Source organism: Micromonospora sp. NPDC049645 (assembly GCF_040675155.1).
Lineage (GTDB): Bacteria > Actinomycetota > Actinomycetes > Mycobacteriales > Micromonosporaceae > Micromonospora.
Genome location: NZ_JBFAOI010000025.1, coordinates 1 through 26,225, shown reverse-complemented (window position 1 = coordinate 26,225; position 26,225 = coordinate 1). Strand labels below are relative to the sequence as shown.

The following is a 26,225-nucleotide window of genomic DNA, read 5'->3' as shown; positions in this document are numbered from 1 at the left end:
GCCGGTTGGGGTGCCCTCAGGCGGGAATGTGGATCACCGGTAGGTCACCGTCGCCGTACCGGTCCTCTCCGGTGAGGATCGAGGCGTCGTGTTCGAGGACGGCCAGCGCCGTGCTGGCCAGATCGGCACGTCCCGTCACCGTGCGCCAGAAGCTGAGCTCGTGCCAGGAGTGCCCCTCGGTCGAGAGCACCTCGCAGGCGTCCAGGTTCAGCAGCCGGTGCAGGGTCGCCCGGTCCTTCGGATCGCTGACGATCGCCAGCGCCTCCGCCGCGGTCACGGCAGTGACGCCGAACCTGTTGCGGTCCTGGATGACCTCGTGCAGCGGCTCCCCGACATGCACCGAACCCGCCAGGTACGCCAGCAGTGCCGACCGGTCCAGCACGAGCCGGACCGGGCGGTCGTCTTCGCGGCTCATGCCGCCGGTTGTTCGAGCGTGCCGGCGGCGGCGTCCAGCGCGTGCTGGCGGGCCCGCTCGCGGAGGGCGTTGCGGCGCTCCGGTGACCAGTCGGCCTCCACGGCGGCCCGGCGGGCGCGCGCCTCGGCCACGCCCTGCTCGGTGATCGGAATGCCCTGGTGAGCCAGCTCCGCGTCCAGGGCGTCCAGCCGCATCCGGTCGCGGACCGCCTGGGTGATGTAGGCGCTGGCGTTGGACTCGCGCTCCAGGCGCTCAGCCACATCGGGTGGCACGGAGATCGATAGCTTCCGCATCGCGCTGGTCATACCAGGGACCGTACGCCGGTAGCACCGGGTTGGCGAACACTTACCGCCGTGTCGCCAGGTGGATACCGCCGCAAGGCGGCCGAAGCGGACGGCCTAGCGTCGTGCCCGTGACGGAGACCCTGCTGCCCACGCCACCCGCGGGCGACACCCGACCCGCTCGGCGCGGTGGCATCGTCGCCGTGGGACTGGTGCTCGGCGGGGCGTTGTCGGTGCAGTTCGGCGCCGCCGTGGCCGCGCTGCTCTTCCCGCGTACCGGGGTGGCCGGCGCGGTGACCCTGCGGCTGACCATCGCCGCGGTGCTGCTGCTCGTGGTGTGCCGGCCGCGACTGCGCGGGCACGACCGCTCGGCCTGGCTCGCGGCCGGCGCGTTCGGGCTGGCGTTGGCCGGCATGAACTCGCTGTTCTACCAGGCCATCGAACGCATCCCGCTGGGCCCGGCGGTGACGCTGGAGGTGCTCGGCCCGCTGGCGTTGTCGGTGTTCTCCGCCCGACGGTTGGCCAGCTGGGGCTGGGCGGGGCTGGCACTGGCCGGGGTGGCGCTGCTCGGGCAGGGCGGCTTCGACCGGTTGAACCCGGTCGGGGTGGCCCTCGCGTTCGGCGCGGGCGGCATGTGGGCCGCGTACATCGTGCTGAGCGCCCGGGTCGGCGGCCACTTTCCCGGCGCGGACGGCCTGGCCCTGGCGTTGACCGTCGCGGCGCTGGTCACCCTGCCGCTGGGCATCGTCGACGGCGGCGCGGTGCTGCTCGACCCGACGGTGCTGGCACTCGGCGCGGGTCTCGCGGTGCTCGCCTCCGGGCTGCCCTACACCCTGGAGCTGCTGGCGCTACGGCGGATGCCCACCGCCACCTTCGCGGTGCTGATGAGCCTCGGCCCGGCCGTCGCCACGCTCGCCGGGTGGCTGGTGCTGCGGCAGGCGCTGACCCTGCTGGAGTGCGCCGCCATCGTGCTGGTCATCGCGGCCAGCATCGGCGCGGTACGGGTCAACGCAGCAGCCGCACGGCGCCCGGAACCGCGCTGATCGTCACCGGCAGCGCCAGGGAGCGTTCCCCGTCGGCGTACGAGGTGATGCCTTCGGCGGCCAGCTCCACGGTGCGGGCCCGGAAGCTGCGCACCAGCGGGTGGCTGACGTGGGTGCCCTGGTAGATGCGCGGCTTCACCCGGACCAGGGTGCGCCGGTTCACCCGACCCGCCACCACCACGTCGAGCAGCCCGTCGGTCGGGTCCGCGTCGGGGCAGATCCGCATCCCACCGCCGTACGTGGGGCAGTTGCCCACCGCCACGAGTACCGCGTCCAGCTCGTGCGGCACCCCGTCGAGGCGCAACGTGTAGCGGCGCGGGCGCAGCCGGGCCAGCTCGACCAGGATCGCCAGGTCGTACCGGCGCGGGCCACGGGGCCAGCGCATCCGGTTGGCCCGCTCGTTGACGATCGCGTCGAACCCGGCCGCGAGGACCGCCCCGTACCAGCGCTCGACGCCGTCGGCGCCGACCATCCGGGCCAGGTCGACCGGTTGACCGCGGCCGTCGCGTACCGCCGCGGCGATCACCGCCGCCGCCGCGAGGGGGTCGGCCGGGAAACCGGTGTCCAGGGCGAAGTCGTTGCCGGTGCCGGCCGGGATCGGGCCGAACGGCACGTCGGTGCCGGCGACCGCCTGCAGGGCCCGGTGCACGGTGCCGTCCCCACCGACCGCCACCAGCGCGCCAGCGCCCTCGGCGACCGCCTGACGGCACGCCGCCTCCGCCTCGCCCGGGCTGGACGCCGACAGCAGCCGAAGCGGCCGTCCCGCGGCGGCCAGTCCGTCCAGCAACCGGGGCAGCAGGGCGCTGTACCGTCCCCGGCCGGCGGACGGGTTCGTGAGAACGGCCACCGGCCCACCGGCGAGCGGGGCGCGGTCGACAGGTCCACCGGCGACCGGGCCGGGCAGGTGATCGTCTGCGGTCACGGGCAGCACCGTACCGGTCGGACACCCGCCGTTCACCAGGGGCGGGCACCGTCACCATCAGTCCCGACGACGCCGCGCGACGTGACGCGACGACGCCGCCCCCGGTGATCCGGGGACGGCGTCGGTGAACCGGGCGGCGCGAGGCCGTCAGGTCATGTCGTCGTAGCGCCGTTCGATCGGCGCCGGTGCGGCGATCGGCTCGGGTACGCCGATCGGCGCGGTCGAGTCGACCCGCTGCCCGGCGACCACCGGATCCGCGTCGAACTCCAGCGGCGACACCTCGTCGTCGCCGATGCCGGCGTAGACCTCCTTGCCCCGCCCGCGCCGCCGGTCGTTGATGAACGCCACCCCGACCGCGGCGAAGTAGAGCGCGGAGAGGCAGATCGCCAACGCGGTCATTCCGAACGGGTCCGGGGTGGGGGTGACCACGGCGGAGAACGCGAAGAACACGAAGATCGCCACCCGCCACCAGCTGAGCAACCGTTTCGCGCTGGCCAGGCCCACGAAGTTGAGCATCAGCACGATCAACGGGAACTCGAACGCCACCCCGAACAGCAGAATCAGGTTGGTGACGAACGAGATGTACCGGGTGACTTCCAGGTTGGTCGAAATGTCATCGCCGGACACATTCAGCAGGAACTCGAGGCCCTTGGTGGTGACGAAGAAGGCCAGCACCGCGCCGGCCGCGAACAGCGGCGCGGCGAGGGCCGTGAAGATGTACGCGTAACGCCGCTCGTGCCGGTGCAGGCCCGGCGCGATGAACGCCCAGAGCTGGTAGAGCCAGATGGGCGCCGCGATGACCAGGCCCACCCACAGGCCGATCTTCAGGTTGAGCAGGAAGACGTCCGCGACACCGAGCTGGACGAACTTGCACTTGCCGGAGACCTGGTCGATCGAGGCCGGGAGGTCACAGTACGGCTTCGACAACAGGATCCGGACCGGCGTCGCCAGCCAGATGCCCACGCCGAAGCCGATCATGATCGCCAACGACGCGCGGAAGAGACGGTTGCGCAGCTCGCGGACGTGCTCGATGAGCGTCATCGAGCCGTCGGCGGCCCGCTCAAAGGTGCTGGGGCCGCGTTTACGCAGTGCGAAGGCCACGGGAGTGGGGCCCTTCGGTCAGTTGTCGCGGACGCGGTGCACCGGGTCGACGACCGGCTGCTGCGGCGGGGCCTGCTGGTACGGGGCCTGCTGCGGCTGCCCGGCGGCGTACGGCGCCTGCTGCCCGGCGTGCGGCGGCAGCGGCTGGTAGCCGGCCTGCGCGTCGGCCTTCTCGGCGAGGTCGCGGTCGTCGTCCTGCAGGCTCTTGGTCTCGGCCTTGATGATCCGCAGCGACCGACCCAGCGAACGGGCCGCGTCGGGGAGCCGCTTCGCACCGAAGAGCAGGATCAGCACAACCACGAGAACAGCGATGTGCCACGGCTTGAGGGCACCCATGAGAAGCTCCAGTCGGTCTGTGTCCGAGGGGTGATACGCAGCCCATCGTACGTGCGGATCGGCTGCCCGCCACCCACTGGGTGGTGGTGGTTTGGCCGGGAGGGTGAAGTCTTGACCAACCCGCGATGATCCGTCAACCACCGCCGGGTGCGGGCTCGATCAGCCGCGCTTGGCCTTGATCACCGCGAGCCGTCGGGACGTGGTGTCGAGCCGACGTTGGACCTCTTCGGCGCGCTGTTGCAACGCCTCGGCGGTGTCGCGCAGCGCCTCGGCCTCGACGGCCCGCCGCTGCAACGCCACGGCGGCGCGGCGTAGGCGGGGCAACCGGGCCAGCACCGGGCGCACGGCCAGCGCGAGCGCCACGAGGGGTAGCAGCAGCACCGCGAGCACGATCCAGATCAGCACGGCGGTCAGCCTACTGGGTGCGGCCGGCCACCGCCGGGTCACCCGATCGGGCGTGTTCCGGGTCGAGCTCGGGCCGGGCAACGGCGGCGGGCGCGGGCACCGCGTACGCGTCCAGCGCGGCGGCGGCCGTCGCCCGGACCTGCTCGGCCAACTCGACCGGGGCGACCACCGTCACCTCCGGGCCGAGGCCCAGCACGAACCGGCGGGCCCACCCCAGGTCGGTCACCCGCAGAGAGACCAGCCACTGCTCGCCGTCGCCGGCCTCCACCCGCTCGCACGGGTAGTACTCGGTGATCCACCGCTCGCCCCGGCCGATGCGCAGGGTGATCAGCGGAAGGTCGGTCGACGGGCGGAAGACGCCCTCGGTGAGGTCGTGCGGCACGGCCTGCGGCGGCACCGTGGCCGGCTCGTCCAACTCGGTGATCGCGTCGATCCGGTCGGCCCGGAACAGCCGGACGGCCTCCGCGCGGCGACACCACGCCTCCACGTACGCCCGGCCGCCGACCATCAGCATCCGCAGCGGGTCGATGACGCGTTCGGTGGTCTCGTCCCGGGCGGCCGTGTAGTAGGTGATCCGCAGGGCCTTCCCGCCCGCCACGGCGGCGCGCAGCGCCTCGACCCGCCGGGTGTCCCCCGGCAACCGGACCGCCACCGGGGCGCCCACCAGGTCGCCCGCGTCCTCGATCTTGGCGAGGGCCCGCTCGACGGCGTCCCGGTTGGCCACCCCGGGTGTCTCGGCGAGCATCCGCAACGCCACCACGAGCGCGAGGGCCTCGTCGGGGGTGAGCCGCAACGGCCGGTCGATGCCGGCGTCGTAGGTGATGGTCACCCGATCACCGTCGAACGCCATGTCGATCAGGTCACCGGGGCCGTACCCGGGAAGCCCGCACACCCAGAGCAGCTCCAGGTCCTCGCGGAGCTGCCGCTCGGTGACGCCCAGGTCACCGGCCGCCTCGGCGATCTCGATGCCGGGCCGGGCCAGCAGGTAGGGCACCAGGTTGAGCAGTCGGGCCAGCCGGTCGGCGGACGCGCGCGAGCCGCCACGAGCGGTCGGGCGGGTCACCGGGCACCCCCGCTGAGGGTCAGCTCGTCGTGGCGGACGGCGATCTCCTTGAGTCGTTGGATGACCGCCTCGCGGACCTCCGGCGGATCGAGCACCCGCACGTCGGGGCCGTAGCCGACGAGGTGGCCGGCCAGCCCGTCCGGGTCCGCGTACGGCAGGACCAGCCGGTCGCCGTCCGGACCGGCGGTCACCTCGACCGCCCAGCGGCGCAGCCCGGCGGCCCGCCCCGGCACGGCCAGCACGGTGGCCCGACCGGTGCGCTCCACCGGACCCGACCAGCGGGCCACGTGGCTGATCAAATCGACGTTGGCCGGCGGCTCGTACGCGCCGGGGGCGCCGGTCACCCGGACCGCGCCGACAACCCGGGACAGCCGGAAGCAGCGGGTCGCCGCCCGGTCCTGGTCATGGCCGACCACATACCACCGGCCGCGCCAGCAGACCACGCCCCACGGTTGCAGCCGCCGTCGGCTGGGGGCGTCACGGTCGGGCACCCGGTAGTCGAAACCCACCTCGCGGCGGTCCCGGGCGGCGGCGGTCAGCGGTGCGAACGCCGGGTCGACCGTGACCATCGGCTCCAGGCCGAGGGTCGCCTGCGGGTCCACGTCCACCCCGGCGGCACGCAACTTGGCCAGCCCGGACGACGCGGCGGCGGCCAGCCCGGCGTGCTGCCACAGTCGTGCGGCGATGCCGACCGCGGCGGCCTCGTCCGGTTCGAGCAGGATGTCGGGCAGCGCGTACTCACGGTGGGCGATGCGGTAGCCGGGCTCGGCGTCGAACGCGCTCGCGGTGCCGGTCTCCAGTGGCACACCCAGCTCGCGCAGCTCGGCCTTGTCCCGCTCGAACTTGCGCTGGAACGCCTCGTGGTCACGCGCGTCGTCAGGATCGTGCTCGTAACCGGGCACGGTCGCGGCGATCTGCGCGGCGGTCAGGAACCGTCGCGTGGACAGCAGGCAGATCACCAGGTTGACCAGGCGTTCGGTGCGGGTCCGCGACACGCGGTAGACGCTAGCAGCCGACCCGCCCAGACCGTGCACCCGCGCGGGCGTGCCGCACACTTGTTCGGATCGGGCCTCCCCCGGCGCGTCGCCGTTCCCGGTCATAGGGTGATCCCCATGTCACAACCCGAGGTCAGGCCCGAGAGCGAGAGCCTCGGCACCGTGGTCGTCGCCGGCGCCGCCAACCTCGCCATCGCGGTGGCCAAGCTGATCGCCGGGCTGATCTCCGGTTCGGCCGCGATGCTCTCCGAGGCGGCGCACTCGATCGCCGACACCACCACCGAGGTGCTGCTCTTCCAGGCGCTGCGCCGCGGCGCCCGGCCGGCCGACCAGCGGCACCCGTTCGGGTACGGCAAGGAGAGCTACGTCTGGGCGTTCTTCGCGGCCATGTTCACGTTCGTCGCCGGGGCCGGTTTCGCCGTCACCCACGGCGTCACCACGATCCTGGTGCACGAGCACAGCGGCGACTACCTGATCTCGTACATCGTGCTCGTGGTGTCGTTCGTCATCGAGTCGATCTCACTGGCCCGGGCCGTGCGGCAGGTCCGCCGCGAGTCACGACGCTGGCAGACCACACCCCGGCGGTTCCTGCGGCTGACCGCCGACACCACCGTCAAGGCGGTCTTCCTGGAGGACAGCGCGGCCCTGATCGGTCTGGTCCTGGCGGGGCTCGGCGTCGGTCTGTCGCACGCCACCGGCGACGAGGTGTGGGACGGCGTCGCGTCGATCCTGATCGGGCTCCTGCTGCTGACCGTCGCCGGGATCCTCGCCGCCAACAACCTGTCGCTGCTGGTCGGCCGGGCTGTTCCGGAACGACTGCGCCGCGAGATCGAACAGGAGCTGGCCGGGCTGCCCGAGGTGGAGCGCATCGACACGTTGTTGACCATGCAGCTCGGCCCGGATGACATCCTGGTCGCCGCGAAGGTCGACTTCCGCGACGAGGCCACCGGCGCGCAGATCGAGGCCACCGCCGACGAGGCCGAACGGCGGCTCACCGGCCGGTACCGGGAAATCCGCTTCGTTTTCCTCGACCCCACCCGGTCACTGCCCGGCGTCACCGGCGACGCCCGGCACACCCAGGCCGGGCCGAGCCCGGACGCCGGTGGGCCCCCGCCGACCTGAACCACACCCGGGCGCGGGCCGCCGGGCCCGCGCGGCTAGCGTGCCCGTCATGGTGCGATGGCGTACGGGGACGGTGGCGACGCTGCGACGGCAGTGGACCGGGGCGGTCGAGCTGGACGTCGACCTGCCCGACGGCACGCGGATGCGGGCGCTGGCGTACCCGCAGCTGGTCGGCACGCCCGAGCCCGGTGACCGGGTGCTGCTCAACGCCGGCGCGCTGCTGATGGGCCTGGGCACCGGCGGGTACGCCCTGGTCGTCGCCCTGCCGGACCGACTGCCACCGGACCCGCCGGAGGTCGCCGACACCCGCGACGCCGGTCACCTGGTCAAGGCCCGCTACACGCCGTTGCAGCCGATCCTGCTCGGCGTCGACGAGGAGGCGTCCCCGCACCGCGACGTGCTGGCCGACGCGGACGACCTCGGCGGACTGCCGGTGGTCACCGCCGACCTGCACTCGGCGCTCCCGGCGATCCTGGCCGGCATCCGGGCCGACGCCCCGCAGGCCCGGGTGGCTTACCTGCTCACCGACGGCGGGGCGCTGCCCGCCTGGTTCTCCCGCACCCTGGCCGGGCTGCGCGACCAACTGGCCGGCACGATCACCGTCGGGCAGGCCTTCGGTGGCGACCTGGAGGCCACCACCCTGCACGGCGGTCTGCTCGCCGCCCGGTACGTGCTCGGCGCGGACGTGGCGATCGTGGCCCAGGGACCCGGCAACCTGGGCACCGGCACCCGCTGGGGTTTCTCCGGCGTCGCCGTCGGTGAGGCGGTCAACGCGATCGCCACGTTGGGCGGGCAGCCGGTCGGCTCGTTGCGCATCTCCGACGCCGACCCCCGACCCCGACACCGGGGCGTGTCCCACCACAGCCTGACCGCGTACGGACGGGTGGCGCTCGCCCCGGCGGAGCTGGTGGTGCCCGAGGACCTGGAGCCGTCCCTCGCGGCCGAGGTGCACGCGGCGTTGGCGCCGCTGGCGGCCCGGCACCGGGTCGTCCGGGTGCTCATCGACGGTCTCGACGCCGCGCTGCGGGCCAGCACCGTGCCGCTGTCCACCATGGGCCGTGGCCTGGACGCCGACTACGCCTATTTCCTGGCCGCGGCCGCCGCCGGCCGCCACGCCGTCACCCTGCTCCCCTGACCACCCACCCTGGCGGACTCCGATTTCACCCTGGCGATCATGAGGTTGTCGCTCGCCGCCTCGGCGTGTCGCGACGATAACCTCATGATCGACGCGAGGGGCCGGGGCCGGTGGGGTGGGTGGGGCTTGGTCAGGCGAGGAAGATCAGGGCCAACCAGCCGCCCACGATGAGGACCAGCGCCAGGGCCAGCACCCACGTCGGGACCGTGTATTCACCGCGCCGGTTACGGTCGATCTCGGCGCGGATCTTCTCCCGCCGGCGTTCGACCCAGTTCTGCCGCTCGGTGCCGCGCTCGGAGCGGTCGGAAGGTCCAGAAGTCGTCATGGCGCGCTCAGCTTAGCCGCTCGGCGCGCCGGGCTGGCCGACCCCGTCGGCGCAGAGCACCGTCGGGGTCGGCGCACCGGTCACATGCTGGCGATCAACCGCTCCACCCGCTCGTCGTAGGCCCGGAACGGGTCCTTGCAGAGCACGGTGCGCTGCGCCTGGTCGTTGAGCTTCAGGTGCACCCAGTCGACGGTGAAGTCGCGGCGCTTCTCCTGGGCGTGCCGGATGAACTCGCCCCGCAGCCGGGCCCGGGTGGTCTGCGGCGGGGTCTCCTTGGCCTCGAAGATCTCCGGGTCGGTGGCCACCCGGTCGACCTCGCCGCGGCGCTCCAGCAGCCCGTAGAGGCCCCGGCCCCGACGCACGTCGTGGTAGGCCAGGTCCATCTGCGCCACCCGGGGGTGCGACAACGGCAGGTCGTGCTTGCGCTGGTAGCGCTCGATCAGCCGCAGCTTGCTGACCCAGTCGATCTCCCGTGACACCGGCTCCAGGTCCCCGGTCTCCACCGCGTTGAGCACCCGGCCCCACAGTTCGACGACCCGCTTGGCGGCCTGGTCGCCGCCGCGCCGCTCGACGAACTCGGTCGCCTTGGCCAGGTATTCCTGCTGGATGTCCAGGGCGCTGACCTCCTTGCCGTTGGCCAGCCGCACCTTGCGCCGGCCGGTGATGTCGTGCGACACCTCCCGGATGGCCCGGATCGGGTTCTCCAGGGACAGGTCGCGCATCACCACCCCGGCCTCGATCATCCGCAGCACGATGTCGGCGGTGCCGACCTTGAGCAGCGTGGTGACCTCGTTCATGTTGGAGTCACCGACGATGACGTGCAGCCGCCGGTAGCGTTCGGCGTCGGCGTGCGGCTCGTCGCGGGTGTTGATGATCGGGCGGCTGCGGGTGGTCGCCGAGGAGACGCCCTCCCAGATGTGCTCGGCCCGCTGCGAGAGGCAGTAGACCGCGCCGCGTGGGGTTTGCAGGACCTTGCCGGCCCCGCAGATCAACTGCCGGGTGACCAGGAACGGGATGAGCACGTCGGCGAGCCGGCCGAACTCCCCGTGCCGGGAGACCAGGTAGTTCTCGTGGCACCCGTACGAGTTGCCGGCCGAGTCGGTGTTGTTCTTGAACAGGTAGATCTCACCCGCGATGCCCTCGTCGTGCAGCCGCTTCTCCGCGTCGACGAGCAGGCCCTCCAGGATCCGCTCGCCGGCCCGGTCGTGGGCGACGAGATCGGTCACCGAGTCGCACTCCGGTGTCGCGTACTCCGGATGCGACCCGACGTCCAGGTAGAGCCGGGCTCCATTGCGCAGGAAGACGTTGCTCGACCGGCCCCAGGACACCACGCGACGGAACAGATACCGCGCGACCTCGTCCGGGGACAGCCGCCGCTGCCCGCGATAGGTGCAGGTGACGCCGTACTCGGTCTCGAGGCCGAAGATTCGCCGCTCCATGGTGTGACATTAGCCGCCCGGAGGGCCGGTTCGTCACTGTCGGACCACAGGTCGTGCCCTGAGAGCGGTCACATACCGGTTGAGTGCGACATTCCGTCCGGCCCGAGGCTCGCCACGAACCGCCGGCAGCTGTCGTACTCCGGGAGCAGACCCCGCTCGCGGGCCTGGGCGAGGGTCGGCGCCGCGTCGTCGCGCGCGGACAGCAGCGGCACCTCGGCGGGCCACTCGATGCCCAACTCCTCGTCCAGCGGGTGCACGGCGTGCTCGCCGGTCGGGTTGTAGGTGGCCGAGCAGAGATAGCTCAGGGTCGCGTCGTCGGTCAACGCGCAGAACCCGTGCCCCAGCCCCTCGCTGAGGTAGACCGCCCGCCGGTCGGTGTCGTCCAGCCGGACGCCCTCCCAGCGGCCGAAGGTCGGCGAACCCACCCGCAGGTCGACGATCACGTCGAGGACCGCGCCGCGCACGCAGGTGACGTACTTGGCCTGCCCGGGCGGGACGTCGGCGAAGTGGACGCCGCGCACCACACCGCGCGCGGAGACCGACAGGTTGGCCTGGGCCAGCCGCAGCGGGTGCCCCACCGCCTCGGCGAGCTTGTCGAAGCGGTACCACTCCATGAACATGCCGCGCGGGTCGCCGTGCTGCTGGGGGGTGACCTCCCAGGCGCCCTCGATGCTCAACTCCCGGATCTTCACCAGGAGCCCCCGTCGCCGGCGGTCTTCTCGGCCAGCAGACCGAGCAGGTAGTCGCCGTAACCACTCTTGGTCAGCGGCTCGGCGAGCGCGCGCAACTGCGCGTCGTCGATCAGGCCGGCCCGCCAGGCGACCTCCTCGACACACCCGATCTTCAGACCCTGCCGCTCCTCGACCACCCGGACGAACTCGGCGGCCTGCATCATCGAGGTGAACGTGCCGGTGTCCAGCCAGGCGGTGCCCCGATCCAGCACCGTCACCGACAGCTCGCCGGTCTCCCGGTACACCTCGTTGACACCCGTGATCTCCAGCTCGCCCCGGGCGCTCGGGGTGAGCTTGCGGGCGATGTCCACCACCCGGTTGTCGTAGAAGTACAGGCCCGGCACCGCGTAACGGGACTTCGGCCGGGCCGGCTTCTCCTCGATCGAGAGCACCCGACCGTCGGCGTCGAAGTCGACCACGCCGTACTCCTGCGGGTTGGCCACCTGGTAGGCGAAGACCCGCCCACCGACCGGGTCACCGTGGTCGGCGAGCTGCCGGCCCAGACCCACGCCGTGGAAGATGTTGTCGCCGAGGACCAGCGCCACCGCCTCGGTGCCGATGAAGTCCGCGCCGAGGATGAACGCCTGCGCGATGCCCTCCGGGCGCTCCTGGCTGACGTACTCCAGCCGCAGCCCGAACTGGCTGCCGTCGCCGAGCAGCCGGCGGAACTGGTCCTGGTCGTCCGGGGTCGTGATCACCAGGATCTCCCGCACCCCGGACATCACCAGGGTGGAGAGCGGATAATAGATCATCGGCTTGTCGAAGACCGGCATCAGCTGCTTCGAGACCGCCCGGGTGATCGGCCAGAGCCGCGACCCGGTGCCGCCGGCAAGTAGGATTCCACGCACCGGCGAAGCCTAGCCGCACCGATGCGGAATGCGCGCGGGGTCGCATAGCAGGAGTTGCGCCGCCCGTCGCGTATACTTCCGGACCCGTGAGGATCCTCGTCACCGGCGGAGCCGGATTCATCGGGTCGGAGTACGTTCGCCTGCTGTTGGGCAAGCCCCTCGGCAGCGCCGACGGCGTGCCACCGCTCGAGCCGGCCGTCGTGACCGTGCTCGACAAGCTGACCTACTCGGGCAACCTGGCCAACCTCGAGCCCGTCCGTGACGACCCGCGACTGCGGTTCGTGCAGGGCGACATCTGCGACCCGGTCGTGGTCGACGAGGTCGTCGCCGAGCACGACGTGATCGTGCACTTCGCCGCCGAGTCGCACGTCGACCGCTCGATCGCCGGCGCCGCGCCGTTCGTCACCACCAACGTGCTGGGCACCCAGACGCTGCTCGACGCGGCGCTGCGCCACGGCACCGGCCGGTTCGTGCACGTCTCCACCGACGAGGTCTACGGCTCGATCGACGAGGGTTCCTGGACCGAGACCTGGCCGCTCGCCCCGAACTCCCCGTACTCGGCGTCCAAGGCCGGCTCCGACCTGCTCGCCCTGTCGTACCACCGCACCCACGGCATGGACGTGGTGGTCACCCGCTGCTCCAACAACTACGGCCCGTACCAGTTCCCCGAGAAGGTCATCCCGCTGTTCGTCACCAACCTGCTCGACGGCGGCACCGTCCCCCTCTACGGCGACGGCGGCAACATCCGGGACTGGCTGCACGTGCACGACCACTGCCGGGGCATCGCCCTGGTGCAGCAGAAGGGCCGCGCCGGCGAGGTCTACAACATCGGCGGCGGCACCGAGCTGACCAACAAGGAACTCACCGGCCTGCTCCTGGACGCCTGCGACGCCGGGTGGGACCGGGTCGTCCCGGTCACCGACCGCAAGGGCCACGACCGCCGGTACTCACTGGACATCACCAAGATCAGCGAAGAGCTCGGCTACCACCCCAGCATCACCCTGGACGACGGCCTCGCCGACACCGTCCGCTGGTACCGGGACAACCGCAGCTGGTGGGAACCACTCAAGTCCGCGCCGAGCGCATGACCCGACTACTCGTCACCGGCGCGGGCGGGATGCTCGGCCGGGACCTGGTCACCGTGCTGGGCACCCGGCCCGACCTCAAGGTGACCGCCGCCACCCGCGCCGACCTGGACATCACCGACCGCGCGGCGGTGCAGGCCGCCGTCGCCGGGCACGACGTGGTGATCAACGCCGCCGCGTGGACCAACGTCGACGCCGCCGAGACCGACGAGGCCGCGGCGACCGCGGTCAACGGCGACGCCGTGGCCAACCTGGCCGCGGCGTGCGCCACCGACGGCACCCGACTGATCCAGGTCTCCACCGACTACGTCCTCGCCGGCAACGCGCACAGCCCGTACCCGGAGGACGCACCCACCGCGCCGGTCAACGCGTACGGCCGGGGCAAGCTGGTCGGCGAACAGGCGGTCGCGCGGCTGCTGCCCGACACCGGGTACGTCGTCCGCACCGCCTGGTTGTACGGCGCGCACGGCCCGAACTTCGTGGCCACCATGCTCCGGCTCGCCGGCCAGCGCGAACACCTCGACGTGGTCGACGACCAACACGGCCAGCCCACCTGGTCGTACGCGCTCGCCGAGCGGTTGGTCGCGCTCGCCGACGCGGCGCTGGCCGGGAACGCGACGCCGGGCGTCTACCACGGCACCTGCGCCGGGCAGACGACGTGGTACGGGCTGGCCCGCGCCGCGTTCACGCTGGCCGGCCTGGATCCCGACCGGATCCGACCCACCACCAGCGACCGGTATCCGCGTCCCGCCCCCCGGCCTGCGTACAGTGTGCTAGGGCACAGCCGCTGGGCAGCCGTGGGTCTGCCGCCGCTTCCGGACTGGCACAGCGCCCTGGTTGACGCGTTCCACTCCCCCGCTCCACCCGCCCCGTGGAAGGTCGCATGAAGCTCACCCTCGTCACCGGCCTGACCGGCCTGCTGCTCCTCGGCACCATCGTCGAGCTGCTCCGCCGCCGTCAGCTGCGCGAGAAGTACGGCATGCTCTGGCTCGCCGTCCTGGTCGTCGTGATCCCGCTGTCCCTGTTCCCCCGGCTGCTCGACAACGTCGCCGGGCTCCTCGGCGTCGCCTCCGGTGTCAGCCTGGTGCTCTTCCTCGGCATCGTCTTCCTGCTGCTCGTGTGCGTGCACCTGAGCTGGGAGGTCAGCGCCCTGGAAGAAGAGACCCGCACCCTGGCCGAAGACTTCGCCCTGCTCCGCGCGCAGATCGACGCGGACCGGGCAGCCCGAGACGAACTGGTGTCCCACGATGGTTAACGGCAAGCGCACCTTGATCATCATCCCGGCCCTCAACGAGTCGGGCTCCATCGCCGACGTCGTCGGAGAGGTTCGCGGCGAGCTGCCCGGCGTCGACGTCCTCGTCGTCGACGACGGCTCCACCGACCGCACCGCGGCCGTCGCCGCCGCCGCGGGCGCCCGTGTCGCCAAACTGCCGTACAACCTCGGCGTCGGCGGCGCGATGCGCCTCGGCTACCGGTACGCCCGCGACAACGACTACGACGTCGCCATCCAGATCGACGCCGACGGCCAGCACGACCCCCGGTACGTGCCGAAGCTCGTCGACCTGCTCGACGACAACGACCTGGTCATCGGCGCCCGATTCGCCGGCGAGGGCGACTACAACGTCCGCGGCCCCCGCCGCTGGGCGATGGTGATGCTCTCCGCCGTGCTGTCCCGCGTCGCCCGCACCAAACTCACCGACACCACCTCCGGCTTCCGGGCCGCCAACCGGCGGGTCATCGAGATGTTCGCCGGCTGGTACCCGGCGGAGTACCTCGGCGACACGGTGGAGACCCTGGTGCACACCGCCCGACGCGGCTACCGCATCCGGCAGGTGCCCGTCGCCATGCGCAAGCGGATGGCCGGCACGCCCAGCCACTCCCCCGCCCGGGCGATGATCTACCTCGGCCGCGCGTTCGCCGTCCTCACGCTGGCGCTCATTCGCCGGTGATCCGTCGCCTCCTGCGCCTGATCCCGCCCGGCACCATCGCTGTTGGTGCCGGGCTGGGTCTTCTCGGCCTCGCCTCCTACGTCCACCTCGCCGTCGCCGGCCACAGCCTCACCGAGGCCGACTACAACTCCCTGTCGGTGCTCTGGTCGATCGTGTTCACCCTGGGCATCGGCGTGTTCATGCCGATCGAGCAGGAGATCGCCCGGGTCGTCGCCGCCCGGCACAGCCAGGGCCTGCCACCCGGGCCCGTCCTGGCCCGCGGCGTGGCGGTCGCCGCCGCCGTACTGGCCGCCCTGGTGCTGGCCATCACCGCCGGCCGTCACCTGATCGCCGACAAACTCTTCGACGGCGACGCCACCATGGTCACCGTCCTCGTCGGCGCGCTCGCCGCGATGGCCGTCGCCTACGCCACCCGCGGCGTGCTCTCCGGGCTGCAACTGTTCCCCTGGTACGGCACGCAACTCGGTATCGACGGCGGGCTGCGCATCGCCATGGTCGCCCTGCTCGGGCTGACCGGGGTGAGCTCCCCCGTCTGGTACGGCGTGGTGTTCGTCGCCGCCCCGCTGGTCAGCGTCCTGCTCACCCTGCCGCCGGTGCTGCGCGCCGTCGGCGCGGGCCCACCGGTGGCCTGGGCCACCCTGCTGCGCGGCCTCGGCCTGCTCACCGCCTCCAGCCTGCTCTCCCAGGTCGTGGTGAACATCGGCGTGATCAACGTCAAGCTGCTCGCCCCGTCCGACACCGCCGCCGCCGGCGCCCTGCTCTCCGCCCTCGTGCTGGTCCGCATCCCCCTGTTCGTCTTCGGCTCGCTACAGGCATCCCTGCTACCCGGCCTGGCCACCACCGCCACCACCGGCGACCGGGCCGGTTTCCACAGCCTGCTGCGCCGCGCGCTCGGCATCGTCACCGCACTCGGCCTCACCGGGGCCCTCGGCGCGGTGCTGGTCGGCCCGTGGCTGGTCCGCGCACTCTTCGACGCCCCCGGCGTCCTCGGCCACGGCGACTTCGCCTGGCTGGCCGCCGCCACGCTCGCCTACCTGTGGGCGATGGTGCTCGGCCAGGCCCTGCTGGCCCTCGACCGGCACCGCGCCCAGGCCATCGCCTGGACCGTCGGCGTCGCCGCACTGGTCGCCGTGACGCTGATCCCCGCCCCGGTCACCCTGCGGGTCGAGTTGGCGTACGCCGTCGGCTCCGTCATCGTGGCCGCCACCATGGCGGTGCTGCTGCGCGGCGGCGTCCGCCGACCCACCACCCCCACCCGGCCCCTCACCGACGCCGTCACCCCCGCCGTATCCGGAGGCATCCGATGACCCGCCCACAGGTGACCGCGGTAATGCTCGCCTACGGCGCCGAGCCGTACCTGGTCGACGCCGCCCAGGCCATCCTGGCCAGCACCGACGTCGACATCGACCTGGTCGTCGTCGACAACGGCTGCACCGGCGACGGCATCGACATCGTCAAGGGCTTCCCCCACGTGCGGGTCGTCCGCCCCGAACAGAACACCGGCTACTCCGGCGGCTGCCGGGTCGGCGCCGCCGAGGCCACCGGTGACTGGCTCGCCTTCGTCAACTCCGACGCCATCGTCGCCCCCGACGCGCTCGCCAAGACCGTGGCGGTCGCCGCCGAACCGGGCGTCGGCGCCGCGATGGCCTCGATCCGGCTCGCCGACACCCCCGAGCTGATCAACACCTCCGGCAACCCGCTGCACTTCACCGGGCTCTCCTGGGCCGGCGGCAACGGCGAACCCGCCACCGCTCACGCCGTCCGCACCACCGTCCCGTCGCTCAGCGGCTGCTGCTTCGTGATCAGCCGCCAACGGTGGCAGGAACTCGACGGCTTCGCCGCCGAATACTTCGCCTACCACGAGGACACCGAACTCAGCCTGCGGCTCTGGCAACGCGGCCTTCGCCTGGAGTACGTCCCGGACGCCGTCGTGCGCCACCACTACGAGTTCTCCCGCAACGACCTGAAGCTGTACCTGGTGGAACGCAACCGGCTGGTCACGCTGCTCACCGCGTACCAGACCCGGACGCTGGTGGTGCTCGCCCCGATGCTGCTGCTCACCGAGGCAGCCATGCTCGCCGCGGCGCTCGCCGGCGGCTGGACCAGGCAGAAGACCCGCGGCTGGGGTTGGCTGTGGCGCAACCGGGCCTGGGTAGGCGCCCGCCGCCGTCAACTCCAGGCCGAACGCACCGTGCCCGACGGGGTGATCGCCGACCTGATGACCGCCCGGGTGGCCCCCTCGAACGTCGACTCGCCCCCCGGCATGGGCGTCTTCAACGCGGTCGCCGCCGGCTACTGGGCGCTCGCCCGGCCGCTGCTCCCGCGCCGCTGACCTGACCGACACGCAGAAACGTCGGGGACCGCAGTAGCGGTCCCCGACGTTCGTGTCACCCGATCAGTTGTCGGCCTGCCCCGGCCGATCCTCCAGATCCGCGGACCCCGCCGAACTGGTCGGCTTACCGGCCTCCCCGGTCGGCACGCTCGGGGTGTCCGGTGCGTCGCTCGCCGGCGGCGCCGCCTTCCCGTCCAACAGCGCGGTCAGCGCCGCCCCGGTGATCCGCCGGAACGTCCGGCCGACCCGCTGACGGTCCAACACCGCCACCTCAAGCTGGTCCGCGGCGATCGTCCGGGCCGCACCGCCCTCCCCGCCGACGCTGCTCAGCGCCTGCACGGCGACCTTGACCGCCTCGCCGAGCGACATGTCCGGACGATGGTTGGACTTCAGCACACCGGTGATGGCCTCGGCCTGGCCACCCATCGCCATCCGCCCCGGCTCGTCGTTGACCGAGCCGTCGTAGGTGAGCCGGTACAGCTCGTCGTCGGCGGCAGTGGCCCCGACCTCCGCCACGCAGATCTCCACCTCGAACGGCTTCGACTGCTCGGTGAAGATCGCGCCCAGGGTCTGCGCGAACGCGTTGGCCAGCGCCCGCCCGGTGACGTCCCGGCGGTCGTAGCTCAGCCCGTTCAGGTCGGCCATCCGCACGCCGGCCCGACGGAGGTTCTCGAACTCGTTGTACCGGCCGACCGCGGCGAAGCCGATCCGGTCGTAGATCTCGCTGACCTTGTGCAGGGCGCTGGAGAGGTTCTCCGCGACGAAGAGCACCCCGCCGGAGTAGCTCAGGACCACCGCGCTGCGCCCCCGAGCGATGCCCTTACGGGCCAACTCGGAGCGGTCGCGCATGATCTGTTCGGGCGAGGCGTAGAACTGCATGGCCACGGCGGCGGTTCTCCTAACGGCGCTGTGCTGACGACTGCGGGCTGGTGGGGGTGGACGCGGCTAACCGCCCGGGTTCTCCATCCGGCCGGCGACCACGCCCTCGGCGATCGTCGCCGTCTCGGCGTCGGTGAGCCGGTAGGTGCCCTCGGCGGTCGCGGTCATCACCACCGGGTAGATCCGTCGGGTCAGGTCGGGCCCACCGGTCGCGGTGTCGTCGTCGGCGGCGTCGTAGAGCGCCTCGACCGCGAGTCGGGTCGCGTCCGCGACAGACAGGCCGGTGCGGAACCGCTTCTTCAATGCGGACTTGGCGAACAGCGACCCGGACCCGATGGCGTCGTAGCCGGTCTCCTCGTAGGGGCCACCGGTCACGTCGAAGCTGAAGATCCGACCGGCCCGCGCCGGGTCGGCGGCGGCCAGGTCGAACCCGGCGAAGAGCGGCACCACGGCCAGCCCCTGCATGGCCGCCCCCAGGTTGCCCCGGATCATCGAGGCCAACCGGTTGGCCTTGCCGTCGAGCGAGAGCATCGCGCCCTCGATCTTCTCGTAGTGCTCCAGCTCGACCTGGAACAGTCGCATCAGCTCGATCCCGATGCCGGCGGTGCCCGCGATGCCCACCAGCGAGTACGCGTCGGCCGGGTGCACCTTCTCGATGTCGCGCTGGGCGATCAGGTTGCCCATGGTGGCCCGTCGGTCGCCCGCCATCACCACACCCTCGGCGGCCGCGATGGCCACGATGGTGGTCGCGTGCGGCGCCAGGTCGGCGGCCATGCCCGGCGGCAGCGGTCGCCGACCGGGCAGCATCTCGGGGGCCACCCGACTCAGAAACGTCGTGAAGGAGGACGTCCCCGCGTTGGTGAACACATCTGGTAGACGCCCGGATGGATCAAAGCCCGCTGCCACGTGGTTCCTCTCAGGTACGTGATCGCCCTGGCCAGTCTCATGGGACTGTCACGGAACTGGCCAAGACCACCGTTGCAGTTGAAGCAGAGTATCCCGCGCGCCCATCCGGTGCGATGATCGTGGTCCAGATGTTGCGGGTCGGCGCCGCCACAGATCGCGCAGAGCCCGCCCTGCTCGGCCAGGAGCTGCTGAAACTCCTTCTCCCCGATGCCGTACCGCTGCCGCAGGTGATACTCGCGGTTGCCCCGTACAGCCGCTCTTTGGCCTTTCGGGTCTTGGCGTTGTGGCAGGGCTTGCAGTAGCTGCCCCGCCCGCCCGGCCTCGTGGAACTCGCGCAGAACTGATCGAGCGCCTTCCATTCGCTGCAATCGCGGCAGCGACGAAGCCCGTCACGATCATCGTCAGCTTCAGGCACGTCCGAATTAACCCTATATGTTTACTGACCTCCTTTTTGTACGTAACCCCTCACGAATTCCTCTGCGTTTTCTTCGAGGACGGAGTCGATCTCGTCGAGGAGGTCGTCGACATCCTCGGTGATCTCGGCGTGCCGCTCGGCCACCTCGGGGTTGGCCTCGGTGGTGACGTCCTCGATTTCCTCGCCCTGGCGGGACTTGCCGGACTGCGACTGGCCGCCGCTGTCATGAGTGGCCACTGCTGCCTCCTCCACGATCGTCTGCGATGAACTTACCTCGCGCGGGCGACGAAAAGCCCGCCGCGCGCCGGCTCGCGGCGCACGACGGGCGGACGAATCCGGGATCAGCCCCCGGTCAGGGTCTCCAAAAGGTCCTTCGCGCTGGCGCAACGGTCGAAGAGGGCTCCGACGTGTGCGCGGGTGCCCCGCTCCGGTTCCATCATCGGCACCCGCACCAGCGACTCCCGACCCACGTCGAAGATGACCGAATCCCAGCTCGCGGCGACCACCTCGGAGGCGTACTGGGCCAGGCAGCGACCACGGAAGTAGGCCCTGGTGTCCTCCGGAGGTTGGGTCATCGCGGTGCGGGTCTCGTCGTCGGTGAGCAGCGTCTTCATCGCCCCACGGCTGACCAGACGGTGGTAGAGGCCCTTCTCCGGACGGACGTCGGAGTACTGGAGGTCGACCAGTTGGAGCTTGTGCGAGCCCCAACCGAGCTTCTCCCGCTCCCGGTAGCCCTCCAGCAGCCGCAGCTTGGCCACCCAGTCCAGCTCGTCGGCGCAGAGCATCGGGTCCCGGCCCAACCGGTCCAGGACGCTCTCCCAACGGTCGAGCACGTCGATCGTCTGCTCGTCGGCGTCGGTGCCGTACCTGTCGTCGACAAAGGACCGGACCCGCTCCAGGTAGGCCCACTGCAGATCCAGTGCGGTGAGCCGGCGACCGTCGCGCAGTCGCATGCGGTGCGTCAGGGCGGGGTCGTGGCTGACCGCGCGCAGCTCACTGACCGGGTCGGCGATGCCGAGGTCGGCGCCGAGCGCCTTCTCCTCGATCATGGTGAGGATCAGGGCGGTGGTGCCGACCTTGAGATAGGTGGAGATCTCGGAGAGGTTGGCGTCGCCGATGATGACGTGCAGCCGGCGGTACTTGTCGGCGTCGGCGTGCGGCTCGTCACGGGTGTTGATGATCGGTCGCTTGAGCGTGGTCTCCAGGCCGACCTCGACCTCGAAGAAGTCGGCGCGCTGGGATATCTGGAAGCCGCTCTGACCGCCGTCCTGGCCGATGCCGACCCGGCCGGCGCCGCAGACGATCTGCCGGGTGACGAAGAACGGCGTCAGGTACGCCACGATGTCGGCGAACGGCGTCTGCCGGCGCATCAGATAGTTCTCGTGGGAGCCGTAGCTGGCGCCCTTGTTGTCGGTGTTGTTCTTGTAGAGGTGGATCGGCTGGCTGCCCGGGATGGTGGCGGCGCGGCGGGACGCCTCGGCCATCACCCGCTCGCCGGCCTTGTCCCAGCGGACCACGTCGCGGGGGGTGGTGACCTCCGGGGTGGAGTATTCGGGGTGCGCGTGGTCGACGTAGAGCCGTGCGCCGTTGGTGAGTATCACGTTGGCCAGGCCGAGGTCCTCGTCCGCGAGGGCCTCGGCGGGGTCGTACGCGGCCCCGGAGTAGGTGAAGCCGCGGGCGTCGCGCAGCGGCGACTCTTCCTCGTAGTCCCACCGGGCCCGGCCGCCCCGGTTGAGCTCCGGACGGGCCCCGTAGGCGTTGACCACCTGCGATGAGGTGACCATCGGGTTGGCTCCGGCCTGCCCGGGCACGGAGATGCCGTACTCGACCTCGGTGCCCATGATCCGACGTACCGTCATGCGACCACTCGCTTCGCTCGCCCACGGAGCCGGCGTGCCCGCCGCTCACACCATCGAGACTAGTCTGCGTGATGGCGCACCGCGCGACCCTGGCGGTCGGCGCGGCGTGGTCAGCGGGGCGTGGTGGGCCGCAGCGGCACCACGGTCAGGCCGTCGCGCAGGGTCGGGTTCGCGGTGAGCGCCTCGTCGATGGCCTGCTGGGCCGCCGGATCGGCCACGATGAGCCGCAGCGGGCGGGGGACGCGCCGCAGAAGCTCGGCGGTGCGGGCGGGTTCGTCGTAGATCGTGAAGTAGATGCCGGGTTCGGTCTGACCGCTGGTGCCCTGCATCGCGGACAGGAAGATCGACTCCCGGTAGCCGTGCAGGCCCTGCTTGTCGACGACCAGGGTGACGGTGCCGGGGATCGCCGGGTAGTTGCGGTAGGCGGTGTTGGTGACGGACGCGGGCCGGGAGACGGCCCGTACGTCACGGTCGGCCCAGTCCCTCGCCCAGGTGCCGTTGCCGCCGTTGCGGTGGAAGAAGCCGCCGGTCCACCCGATCAGGCCGGTGCCGGCGAGGATCGCGAGCGTCACGAGGGCGACGGTGCCCACGGCGGGGAGCGCGCCGGTGATGGGTCGGCGGCGCGGGTCGGTTTCGGCACTCGGGACGGGTGGCACGGGGAGCAGTCGGGCGAGCGCGGCGACACCGATCATGAGCACGATGATGACCAGGTGCGCGGTCTTGCCGAAGTAGTAGGCGGGTTGGGTGCCGTTGGCGAGGTTCACGGCGGCCATGCTGGCGGAGAAGAGCGCGGCGACACCGAGGACGACCAGGTAGCGCCGCCAGGTGGGTTCGGTGAGGTTGGCCCGGACCAGGATGGCGGCGACGACGAGCGCGCCGAGCCCGAGGAGGGTGTTGTAGGTCTCGACCGGCGGTGTGCCGCCGGGGGCCGCGAGCGCTTCGCTCTGGCCGGCCACGAGCACGCCCAGCAGGGCGGTCAGCGGGGCCAGTACGGCGGTGAGGACCGCGACGATGGCGACGGTGCCGGGGCGGGTGCGCAGCCGGCGTCGGTCGGCGATGAGCCAGCAGAGCACCATCGCGCCGGTCGGGAAGAGGAAGAGGTAGTAGCTGAAGCCGATGCCGATCAGCAGCGCCCCGACGAGGATGAGTTGTTCGCGGAGCCGGTGCAGGGGGCGGGCGATGAGGGCGACGAGCAGCGCGGCGAGGCTGAGCCCGAACGTCTCGCTGGGGTAGCCGGCGACCAGCAGCCGGGGCAGTTCGGTGCCGAGGACGAGCGCGGTGACGGCGACGATGAGGACCAGCCGACGCAGCGGGTGCAGGGGGCCGGCGACGTGTTGGGCGGCCCAGATCAGCGCGAGCAGCAGCAGCCCGAAGGTGGCCAGGCACCAGAGCACGTAGTGGTCCATGAGCCGCGCCCCGGTGGGCGGGTCGCCGGCGCTGCGCAGGAAGCCGTCGAGCAGGGCGGTGGTGAGGTGCCAGCCCTGCGGGTAGTGCACGAGGCCGGAGAAGATGTTTTCGCGGGCGGTCTCGGGGTCGAGGAAGAGGTATCCGCCGAGGCGGCCGATCACGTCGAACAGGGCCGGGTGCCGGCCGTTGTCCTCCCCCACCATGACGAGGCCGAGTCGCTGGCCGAAGCTGCTCGCCCGCAGGTAGGGGGTGGCGAGGTAGCCGGCGGCGAGGGCGGCGGCGGCGAGCGAGACCAGATCGGACCAGCCGGGGCGGGGCAACCGGGGTGCGCGCCGGGACAGGGCGGCGGCCACGGTCAGCACGGTGAGCGCCAGGCCGGTGACCGGCACCGGGTGCAGGCCCCAGGGCCAGACGGTGAACAGGAGCCCGACGGCGCAGGTGAGGCCGGCGAGCAGGGCCAGGGCGAGGACCACCCGGTCGAGCAGGCTCCGGCCGGAGCGCAGCAGGCTGGCGGTGCCGAGCAGGACCACCGGGGGCAGCAGCCACGCGGCGTGTACGGCGTTCGCGGCCAGAGGCAGGAGCCAGCAGGCCAGCAGGACGCCCAGCAGCGGGCCGATCCGGGGTCGCCGGGCCGTGGTCGGGGCGGCTACCGGTGGGTGAGCTTCGGTGCTGCCTGGCACGGCTGGCGTTTGCACGGTGGCGTCGGCACGCACGGGAGTCCTCGTTCGGGTAGATCGGCGAAGTCGCCGCAGTCTAGCCGGAACGGGCGGAGGCGAGGTGCCGCTGGTGGGGCGGCGGGGTACGGGACGCGCACAGCGGCGGCACCGGAGGAGATCCGGTGCCGCCGCTGAACGGTCAGAGGTACTGGCCGGTGTTGCTGGCGGTCTCGATGGACCGGCCGGCCTCGGCGCCCTTGCCGCCGGAGACGAGCGTGCGGATGTAGACGATCCGCTCGCCCTTCTTGCCGGAGATGCGCGCCCAGTCGTCGGGGTTGGTGGTGTTGGGGAGGTCCTCGTTCTCGCGGAACTCGTCGACACACGCGTCGAGCAGGTGCTGCAGGCGCAGCCCCTTACGGCCCGAGGTGAGGAACTCCTTGATGGCCATCTTCTTGCTCCGGTCGACGATGTTCTGGATCATCGCGCCGGAGTTGAAGTCCTTGAAGTAGAGGACTTCCTTGTCACCGTTGGCGTAGGTGACCTCGAGGAAGCGGTTCTCCTCGGTCTCCGAGTACATCCGCAGCACCACGGCGTCGATCATCGCCGCGACGGTGGCCTGGGCGTCGGTGCCGTGCTCGGCCAGGTCGTCCGGGTGCAGGGGCAGCCCGGAGAGGATGTACTTGGAGAAGATGTCCTTGGCCGCCTCGGCGTCCGGTCGCTCGATCTTGATCTTCACGTCGAGTCGGCCGGGGCGCAGGATCGCCGGGTCGATCATGTCTTCCCGGTTGGAGGCGCCGATGACGATGACGTTCTCCAGCCCCTCCACGCCGTCGATCTCGCTGAGCAGCTGCGGGACGATGGTGTTCTCCACGTCGGAGGAGACACCGGAGCCACGGGTCCGGAAGATCGAGTCCATCTCGTCGAAGAACACGATCACCGGCGTGCCCTCGCCGGCCTTCTCCCGGGCCCGCTGGAAGATCAGCCGGATGTGCCGCTCGGTCTCGCCGACGTACTTGTTGAGCAGCTCCGGGCCCTTGATGTTGAGGAAGAAGCTGGTGTGCTTCTCCTTGCCCTGACGCTCGGCGATCTTCTTGGCCAGCGAGTTGGCCACCGCCTTGGCGATGAGCGTCTTGCCGCAGCCGGGCGGGCCGTACAGCAGGATGCCCTTCGGTGGGCGGAGCTGGTGCTCGCGGAACAGGTCCGCGTGCAGGAACGGCAACTCCACCGCGTCGCGGATCTGCTCGATCTGCGACTGGAGGCCACCGATGTCGCTGTAGTCGACGTCGGGCACCTCCTCCAGGACCAGCTCCTCGACCTCGCTCTTCGGGATCCGCTCGTACGCGTACGCCGAGCGGGGCTCGATCATGAGCGAGTCACCGGCCCGGATCGCCGAGCCGATGAGCGTCTCGGCGAGGTGCACGATGCGCTCCTCGTCGGAGTGGGAGACCACCAGCGCCCGGTCACCCGGACCGCCGTTCGGCCCCTCCAGGATCTCCTTGAGCATCACGACCTCACCGACCCGCTCGTAGCCGAACGCGTCGACGATGTTGAGCGCGTCGTTGAGCAGGACCTCCTGGCCGCGCCGCAGGTCACCCACGTCGAGCGAGGGCGAGACCGCGACCCGTAGTTTGCGGCCGCCGGTGAAGACGTCCACCGTGCCATCTTCGTGCTTGGCGAGGAAGACGCCATACCCGCTCGGCGGTTGCGCGAGGCGGTCGATCTCCTCCTTGAGCGTCACGATCTGCGTGCGAGCTTCCTTGAGGGTGCTCACCAGCCGGTCGTTGTTCTCGGTCAGCCGCGCCAACTGTGCCTGGGTGGCCGCCAGCCGCTCTTCGAGCTGCCGGACGTGTCGGGGGCTTTCGGTCAACTTGCGCCGCACCAGGGCGAGTTCCTCTTGCAGGAACGCGACCTGCGTGGAGAGATCGTGGGCTTCCTTCTCCCACCGTGCGGCGCGCGAGTCCGCGTCGTCGCTACGTGCTGCCACGTCCCACCTCCCCGGGGGGCTTGAACGTTCTGCCCTAACACTAGCCGCTATGAGGCCGATTCGGTCCCACGCAACACCCTCGTCACCGAACCTTGATCGCCAAGGGTGGCCTGACGGGCCGTTACTGGCGTTCGGGTACCGTCGGAGCGTGGGACGGGAGAACATGGGGGGTGCACCGGTGGCCGAGGTCGCGACCGACGAGTTGCAGGTCTGGGTTGACCAGGATCTCTGCACCGGCGACGGGCTCTGCGTGCAGTACGCGCCGGAGGTGTTCGAGTTCGACATCGACGGCCTGGCCTACGTCAAGGGCGTCGACGGTGAGCTGCGGATGGCGCCGGGCGCCCGGGTCGACGTTCCCGCGCACCTGCGCCTTGAGGTGATCGACTCCGCGAAGGAGTGCCCGGGCGAGTGCATCCATGTGGTGCGTGGCGACGGTGTCGAGGTCGCCGGTCCGGAGGCCGAGGAAGACTGACCCGCCGGGGGGGGGGGGGGGCCCCCCGCCCGGCCCCCCCCCGCCCCGCCCCGCATCCACGGAGCGCCCGCCCCCCCAGCGACCCCCCCCCCCCACAAAAACCCACCACCGGCCGACACC

General features: G+C 71.6%; 29 protein-coding genes. 10 read left to right on the top strand and 19 right to left on the bottom strand.

Annotated features, from left to right (window positions below; translation table 11 throughout):
• Window positions 1-16: 16 nt before the first annotated feature.
• Both AB0J33_RS29965 and AB0J33_RS29960 read right to left on the bottom strand, forming a co-directional pair.
• Window positions 17-415, bottom strand: a complete 399-nt coding sequence (locus AB0J33_RS29965) for a PIN domain-containing protein (protein ID WP_363618286.1) — start codon at window positions 413-415, stop codon at window positions 17-19.
• Complete coding sequence (locus AB0J33_RS29960; RefSeq protein WP_363618283.1) at window positions 412-708, bottom strand: hypothetical protein; 297 nt, start codon at window positions 706-708, stop codon at window positions 412-414. Before AB0J33_RS29960 ends, AB0J33_RS29965 begins: the two co-directional genes overlap by 4 nt.
• Before the next feature lie 113 nt (window positions 709-821).
• Between AB0J33_RS29960 and AB0J33_RS29955 the strand changes: the two genes are divergently transcribed.
• Window positions 822-1,739, top strand: coding sequence for an EamA family transporter (locus AB0J33_RS29955; protein ID WP_363618281.1), 918 nt, complete (start codon window positions 822-824; stop codon window positions 1,737-1,739).
• On the opposite strand, the gene AB0J33_RS29950 is transcribed toward AB0J33_RS29955, so the two are convergent.
• The 6 genes from AB0J33_RS29950 to AB0J33_RS29925 all read right to left on the bottom strand — a co-directional run bounded on the left by AB0J33_RS29950 (window position 1,702) and on the right by AB0J33_RS29925 (window position 6,561).
• Complete coding sequence (locus AB0J33_RS29950) at window positions 1,702-2,643, bottom strand: diacylglycerol kinase (RefSeq protein ID WP_363618304.1); 942 nt, start codon at window positions 2,641-2,643, stop codon at window positions 1,702-1,704. The genes AB0J33_RS29955 and AB0J33_RS29950 overlap by 38 nt on opposite strands.
• A 165-nt stretch (window positions 2,644-2,808) precedes the next feature.
• Window positions 2,809-3,762, bottom strand: a complete 954-nt coding sequence (gene tatC, locus AB0J33_RS29945) for a twin-arginine translocase subunit TatC (protein ID WP_363618279.1) — start codon at window positions 3,760-3,762, stop codon at window positions 2,809-2,811.
• An 18-nt stretch (window positions 3,763-3,780) separates the two neighbouring features.
• Window positions 3,781-4,098 (bottom strand): Sec-independent protein translocase subunit TatA, encoded by a 318-nt coding sequence (tatA, locus tag AB0J33_RS29940; protein ID WP_363618277.1) that lies wholly within the window; start codon window positions 4,096-4,098, stop codon window positions 3,781-3,783.
• A 159-nt stretch (window positions 4,099-4,257) separates the two neighbouring features.
• The gene (locus AB0J33_RS29935; RefSeq protein WP_363618275.1) at window positions 4,258-4,503 is read right to left on the bottom strand and encodes a hypothetical protein; all 246 of its coding nucleotides are present in this window, start codon (window positions 4,501-4,503) and stop codon (window positions 4,258-4,260) included.
• A 10-nt stretch (window positions 4,504-4,513) separates the two neighbouring features.
• Window positions 4,514-5,566, bottom strand: a complete 1,053-nt coding sequence (locus tag AB0J33_RS29930) for a YafY family protein (RefSeq protein ID WP_363618273.1) — start codon at window positions 5,564-5,566, stop codon at window positions 4,514-4,516.
• Window positions 5,563-6,561 (bottom strand): WYL domain-containing protein, encoded by a 999-nt coding sequence (locus AB0J33_RS29925; protein ID WP_363618271.1) that lies wholly within the window; start codon window positions 6,559-6,561, stop codon window positions 5,563-5,565. Before AB0J33_RS29925 ends, AB0J33_RS29930 begins: the two co-directional genes overlap by 4 nt.
• A 117-nt stretch (window positions 6,562-6,678) precedes the next feature.
• Between AB0J33_RS29925 and AB0J33_RS29920 the strand changes: the two genes are divergently transcribed.
• Both AB0J33_RS29920 and AB0J33_RS29915 read left to right on the top strand, forming a co-directional pair.
• Window positions 6,679-7,683, top strand: coding sequence for a cation diffusion facilitator family transporter (locus tag AB0J33_RS29920; protein WP_363618269.1), 1,005 nt, complete (start codon window positions 6,679-6,681; stop codon window positions 7,681-7,683).
• 49 nt (window positions 7,684-7,732) lie between these two features.
• Window positions 7,733-8,818: a DUF3866 family protein gene (locus AB0J33_RS29915; protein WP_363618267.1), complete on the top strand. Its 1,086-nt coding sequence runs from the start codon at window positions 7,733-7,735 to the stop codon at window positions 8,816-8,818.
• Between the two features lie 130 nt (window positions 8,819-8,948).
• Here the strand turns inward: AB0J33_RS29915 and AB0J33_RS29910 are convergent, their stop codons facing one another.
• The 4 genes from AB0J33_RS29910 to rfbA all read right to left on the bottom strand — a co-directional run bounded on the left by AB0J33_RS29910 (window position 8,949) and on the right by rfbA (window position 12,161).
• The gene (locus AB0J33_RS29910) at window positions 8,949-9,143 is read right to left on the bottom strand and encodes a hypothetical protein (RefSeq protein WP_210910883.1); all 195 of its coding nucleotides are present in this window, start codon (window positions 9,141-9,143) and stop codon (window positions 8,949-8,951) included.
• 80 nt (window positions 9,144-9,223) lie between these two features.
• Window positions 9,224-10,582: a Pup--protein ligase gene (gene pafA, locus AB0J33_RS29905; protein WP_088989658.1), complete on the bottom strand. Its 1,359-nt coding sequence runs from the start codon at window positions 10,580-10,582 to the stop codon at window positions 9,224-9,226.
• Between the two features lie 68 nt (window positions 10,583-10,650).
• Window positions 10,651-11,274: a dTDP-4-dehydrorhamnose 3,5-epimerase gene (gene rfbC, locus AB0J33_RS29900; protein WP_363618265.1), complete on the bottom strand. Its 624-nt coding sequence runs from the start codon at window positions 11,272-11,274 to the stop codon at window positions 10,651-10,653.
• A complete protein-coding gene (rfbA, locus tag AB0J33_RS29895) occupies window positions 11,271-12,161 on the bottom strand; it encodes a glucose-1-phosphate thymidylyltransferase RfbA (protein ID WP_363618263.1) in 891 nt (296 codons plus the stop codon). The genes rfbC and rfbA overlap by 4 nt, the downstream gene beginning before the upstream one ends.
• 86 nt (window positions 12,162-12,247) lie before the next feature.
• On the opposite strand from rfbA, the gene rfbB reads away from it, so the two are divergent.
• The 6 genes from rfbB to AB0J33_RS29865 are packed head-to-tail and all read left to right on the top strand — an operon-like array spanning window position 12,248 to window position 17,527.
• Window positions 12,248-13,249: a dTDP-glucose 4,6-dehydratase gene (gene rfbB / locus AB0J33_RS29890; RefSeq protein WP_363618261.1), complete on the top strand. Its 1,002-nt coding sequence runs from the start codon at window positions 12,248-12,250 to the stop codon at window positions 13,247-13,249.
• On the top strand, window positions 13,246-14,133 hold the full coding sequence (rfbD, locus tag AB0J33_RS29885) for a dTDP-4-dehydrorhamnose reductase (protein ID WP_363618302.1): 888 nt from the start codon (window positions 13,246-13,248) through the stop codon (window positions 14,131-14,133). The genes rfbB and rfbD overlap by 4 nt, the downstream gene beginning before the upstream one ends.
• A complete protein-coding gene (locus AB0J33_RS29880) occupies window positions 14,130-14,501 on the top strand; it encodes a DUF2304 domain-containing protein (protein WP_363618259.1) in 372 nt (123 codons plus the stop codon). Before rfbD ends, AB0J33_RS29880 begins: the two co-directional genes overlap by 4 nt.
• A complete protein-coding gene (locus AB0J33_RS29875; protein WP_363618257.1) occupies window positions 14,494-15,195 on the top strand; it encodes a glycosyltransferase family 2 protein in 702 nt (233 codons plus the stop codon). The genes AB0J33_RS29880 and AB0J33_RS29875 overlap by 8 nt, the downstream gene beginning before the upstream one ends.
• Window positions 15,192-16,502 carry a polysaccharide biosynthesis protein gene (locus AB0J33_RS29870; protein ID WP_363618255.1) on the top strand — a complete coding sequence of 437 codons (1,311 nt, stop codon included), beginning with the start codon at window positions 15,192-15,194 and terminating at the stop codon, window positions 16,500-16,502. Before AB0J33_RS29875 ends, AB0J33_RS29870 begins: the two co-directional genes overlap by 4 nt.
• Window positions 16,499-17,527 (top strand): glycosyltransferase family 2 protein, encoded by a 1,029-nt coding sequence (locus tag AB0J33_RS29865; RefSeq protein WP_363618253.1) that lies wholly within the window; start codon window positions 16,499-16,501, stop codon window positions 17,525-17,527. The genes AB0J33_RS29870 and AB0J33_RS29865 overlap by 4 nt, the downstream gene beginning before the upstream one ends.
• 63 nt (window positions 17,528-17,590) lie before the next feature.
• On the opposite strand, the gene prcA is transcribed toward AB0J33_RS29865, so the two are convergent.
• The 7 genes from prcA to arc all read right to left on the bottom strand — a co-directional run bounded on the left by prcA (window position 17,591) and on the right by arc (window position 25,633).
• Entirely contained in the window at window positions 17,591-18,412 is an 822-nt protein-coding gene (gene prcA / locus AB0J33_RS29860; protein WP_363618251.1) for a proteasome subunit alpha, read from the bottom strand.
• A gap of 60 nt (window positions 18,413-18,472) precedes the next feature.
• Complete coding sequence (gene prcB, locus AB0J33_RS29855; RefSeq protein WP_363618249.1) at window positions 18,473-19,312, bottom strand: proteasome subunit beta; 840 nt, start codon at window positions 19,310-19,312, stop codon at window positions 18,473-18,475.
• A complete protein-coding gene (locus AB0J33_RS29850; protein ID WP_363618247.1) occupies window positions 19,231-19,671 on the bottom strand; it encodes an endonuclease VII domain-containing protein in 441 nt (146 codons plus the stop codon). The genes prcB and AB0J33_RS29850 overlap by 82 nt, the downstream gene beginning before the upstream one ends.
• Window positions 19,672-19,748: 77 nt before the next feature.
• Complete coding sequence (locus AB0J33_RS29845; RefSeq protein ID WP_030332902.1) at window positions 19,749-19,964, bottom strand: ubiquitin-like protein Pup; 216 nt, start codon at window positions 19,962-19,964, stop codon at window positions 19,749-19,751.
• Between the two features lie 104 nt (window positions 19,965-20,068).
• Window positions 20,069-21,586, bottom strand: coding sequence for a depupylase/deamidase Dop (dop, locus tag AB0J33_RS29840; protein WP_363618245.1), 1,518 nt, complete (start codon window positions 21,584-21,586; stop codon window positions 20,069-20,071).
• 110 nt (window positions 21,587-21,696) lie between these two features.
• A complete protein-coding gene (locus tag AB0J33_RS29835; protein ID WP_363618243.1) occupies window positions 21,697-23,673 on the bottom strand; it encodes a hypothetical protein in 1,977 nt (658 codons plus the stop codon).
• 175 nt (window positions 23,674-23,848) lie between these two features.
• Window positions 23,849-25,633 (bottom strand): proteasome ATPase, encoded by a 1,785-nt coding sequence (gene arc, locus AB0J33_RS29830; RefSeq protein ID WP_363618241.1) that lies wholly within the window; start codon window positions 25,631-25,633, stop codon window positions 23,849-23,851.
• 178 nt (window positions 25,634-25,811) lie between these two features.
• On the opposite strand from arc, the gene AB0J33_RS29825 reads away from it, so the two are divergent.
• Window positions 25,812-26,105 carry a ferredoxin gene (locus AB0J33_RS29825; protein ID WP_363618300.1) on the top strand — a complete coding sequence of 98 codons (294 nt, stop codon included), beginning with the start codon at window positions 25,812-25,814 and terminating at the stop codon, window positions 26,103-26,105.
• The last annotated feature ends 120 nt before the right edge of the window (window positions 26,106-26,225 follow it).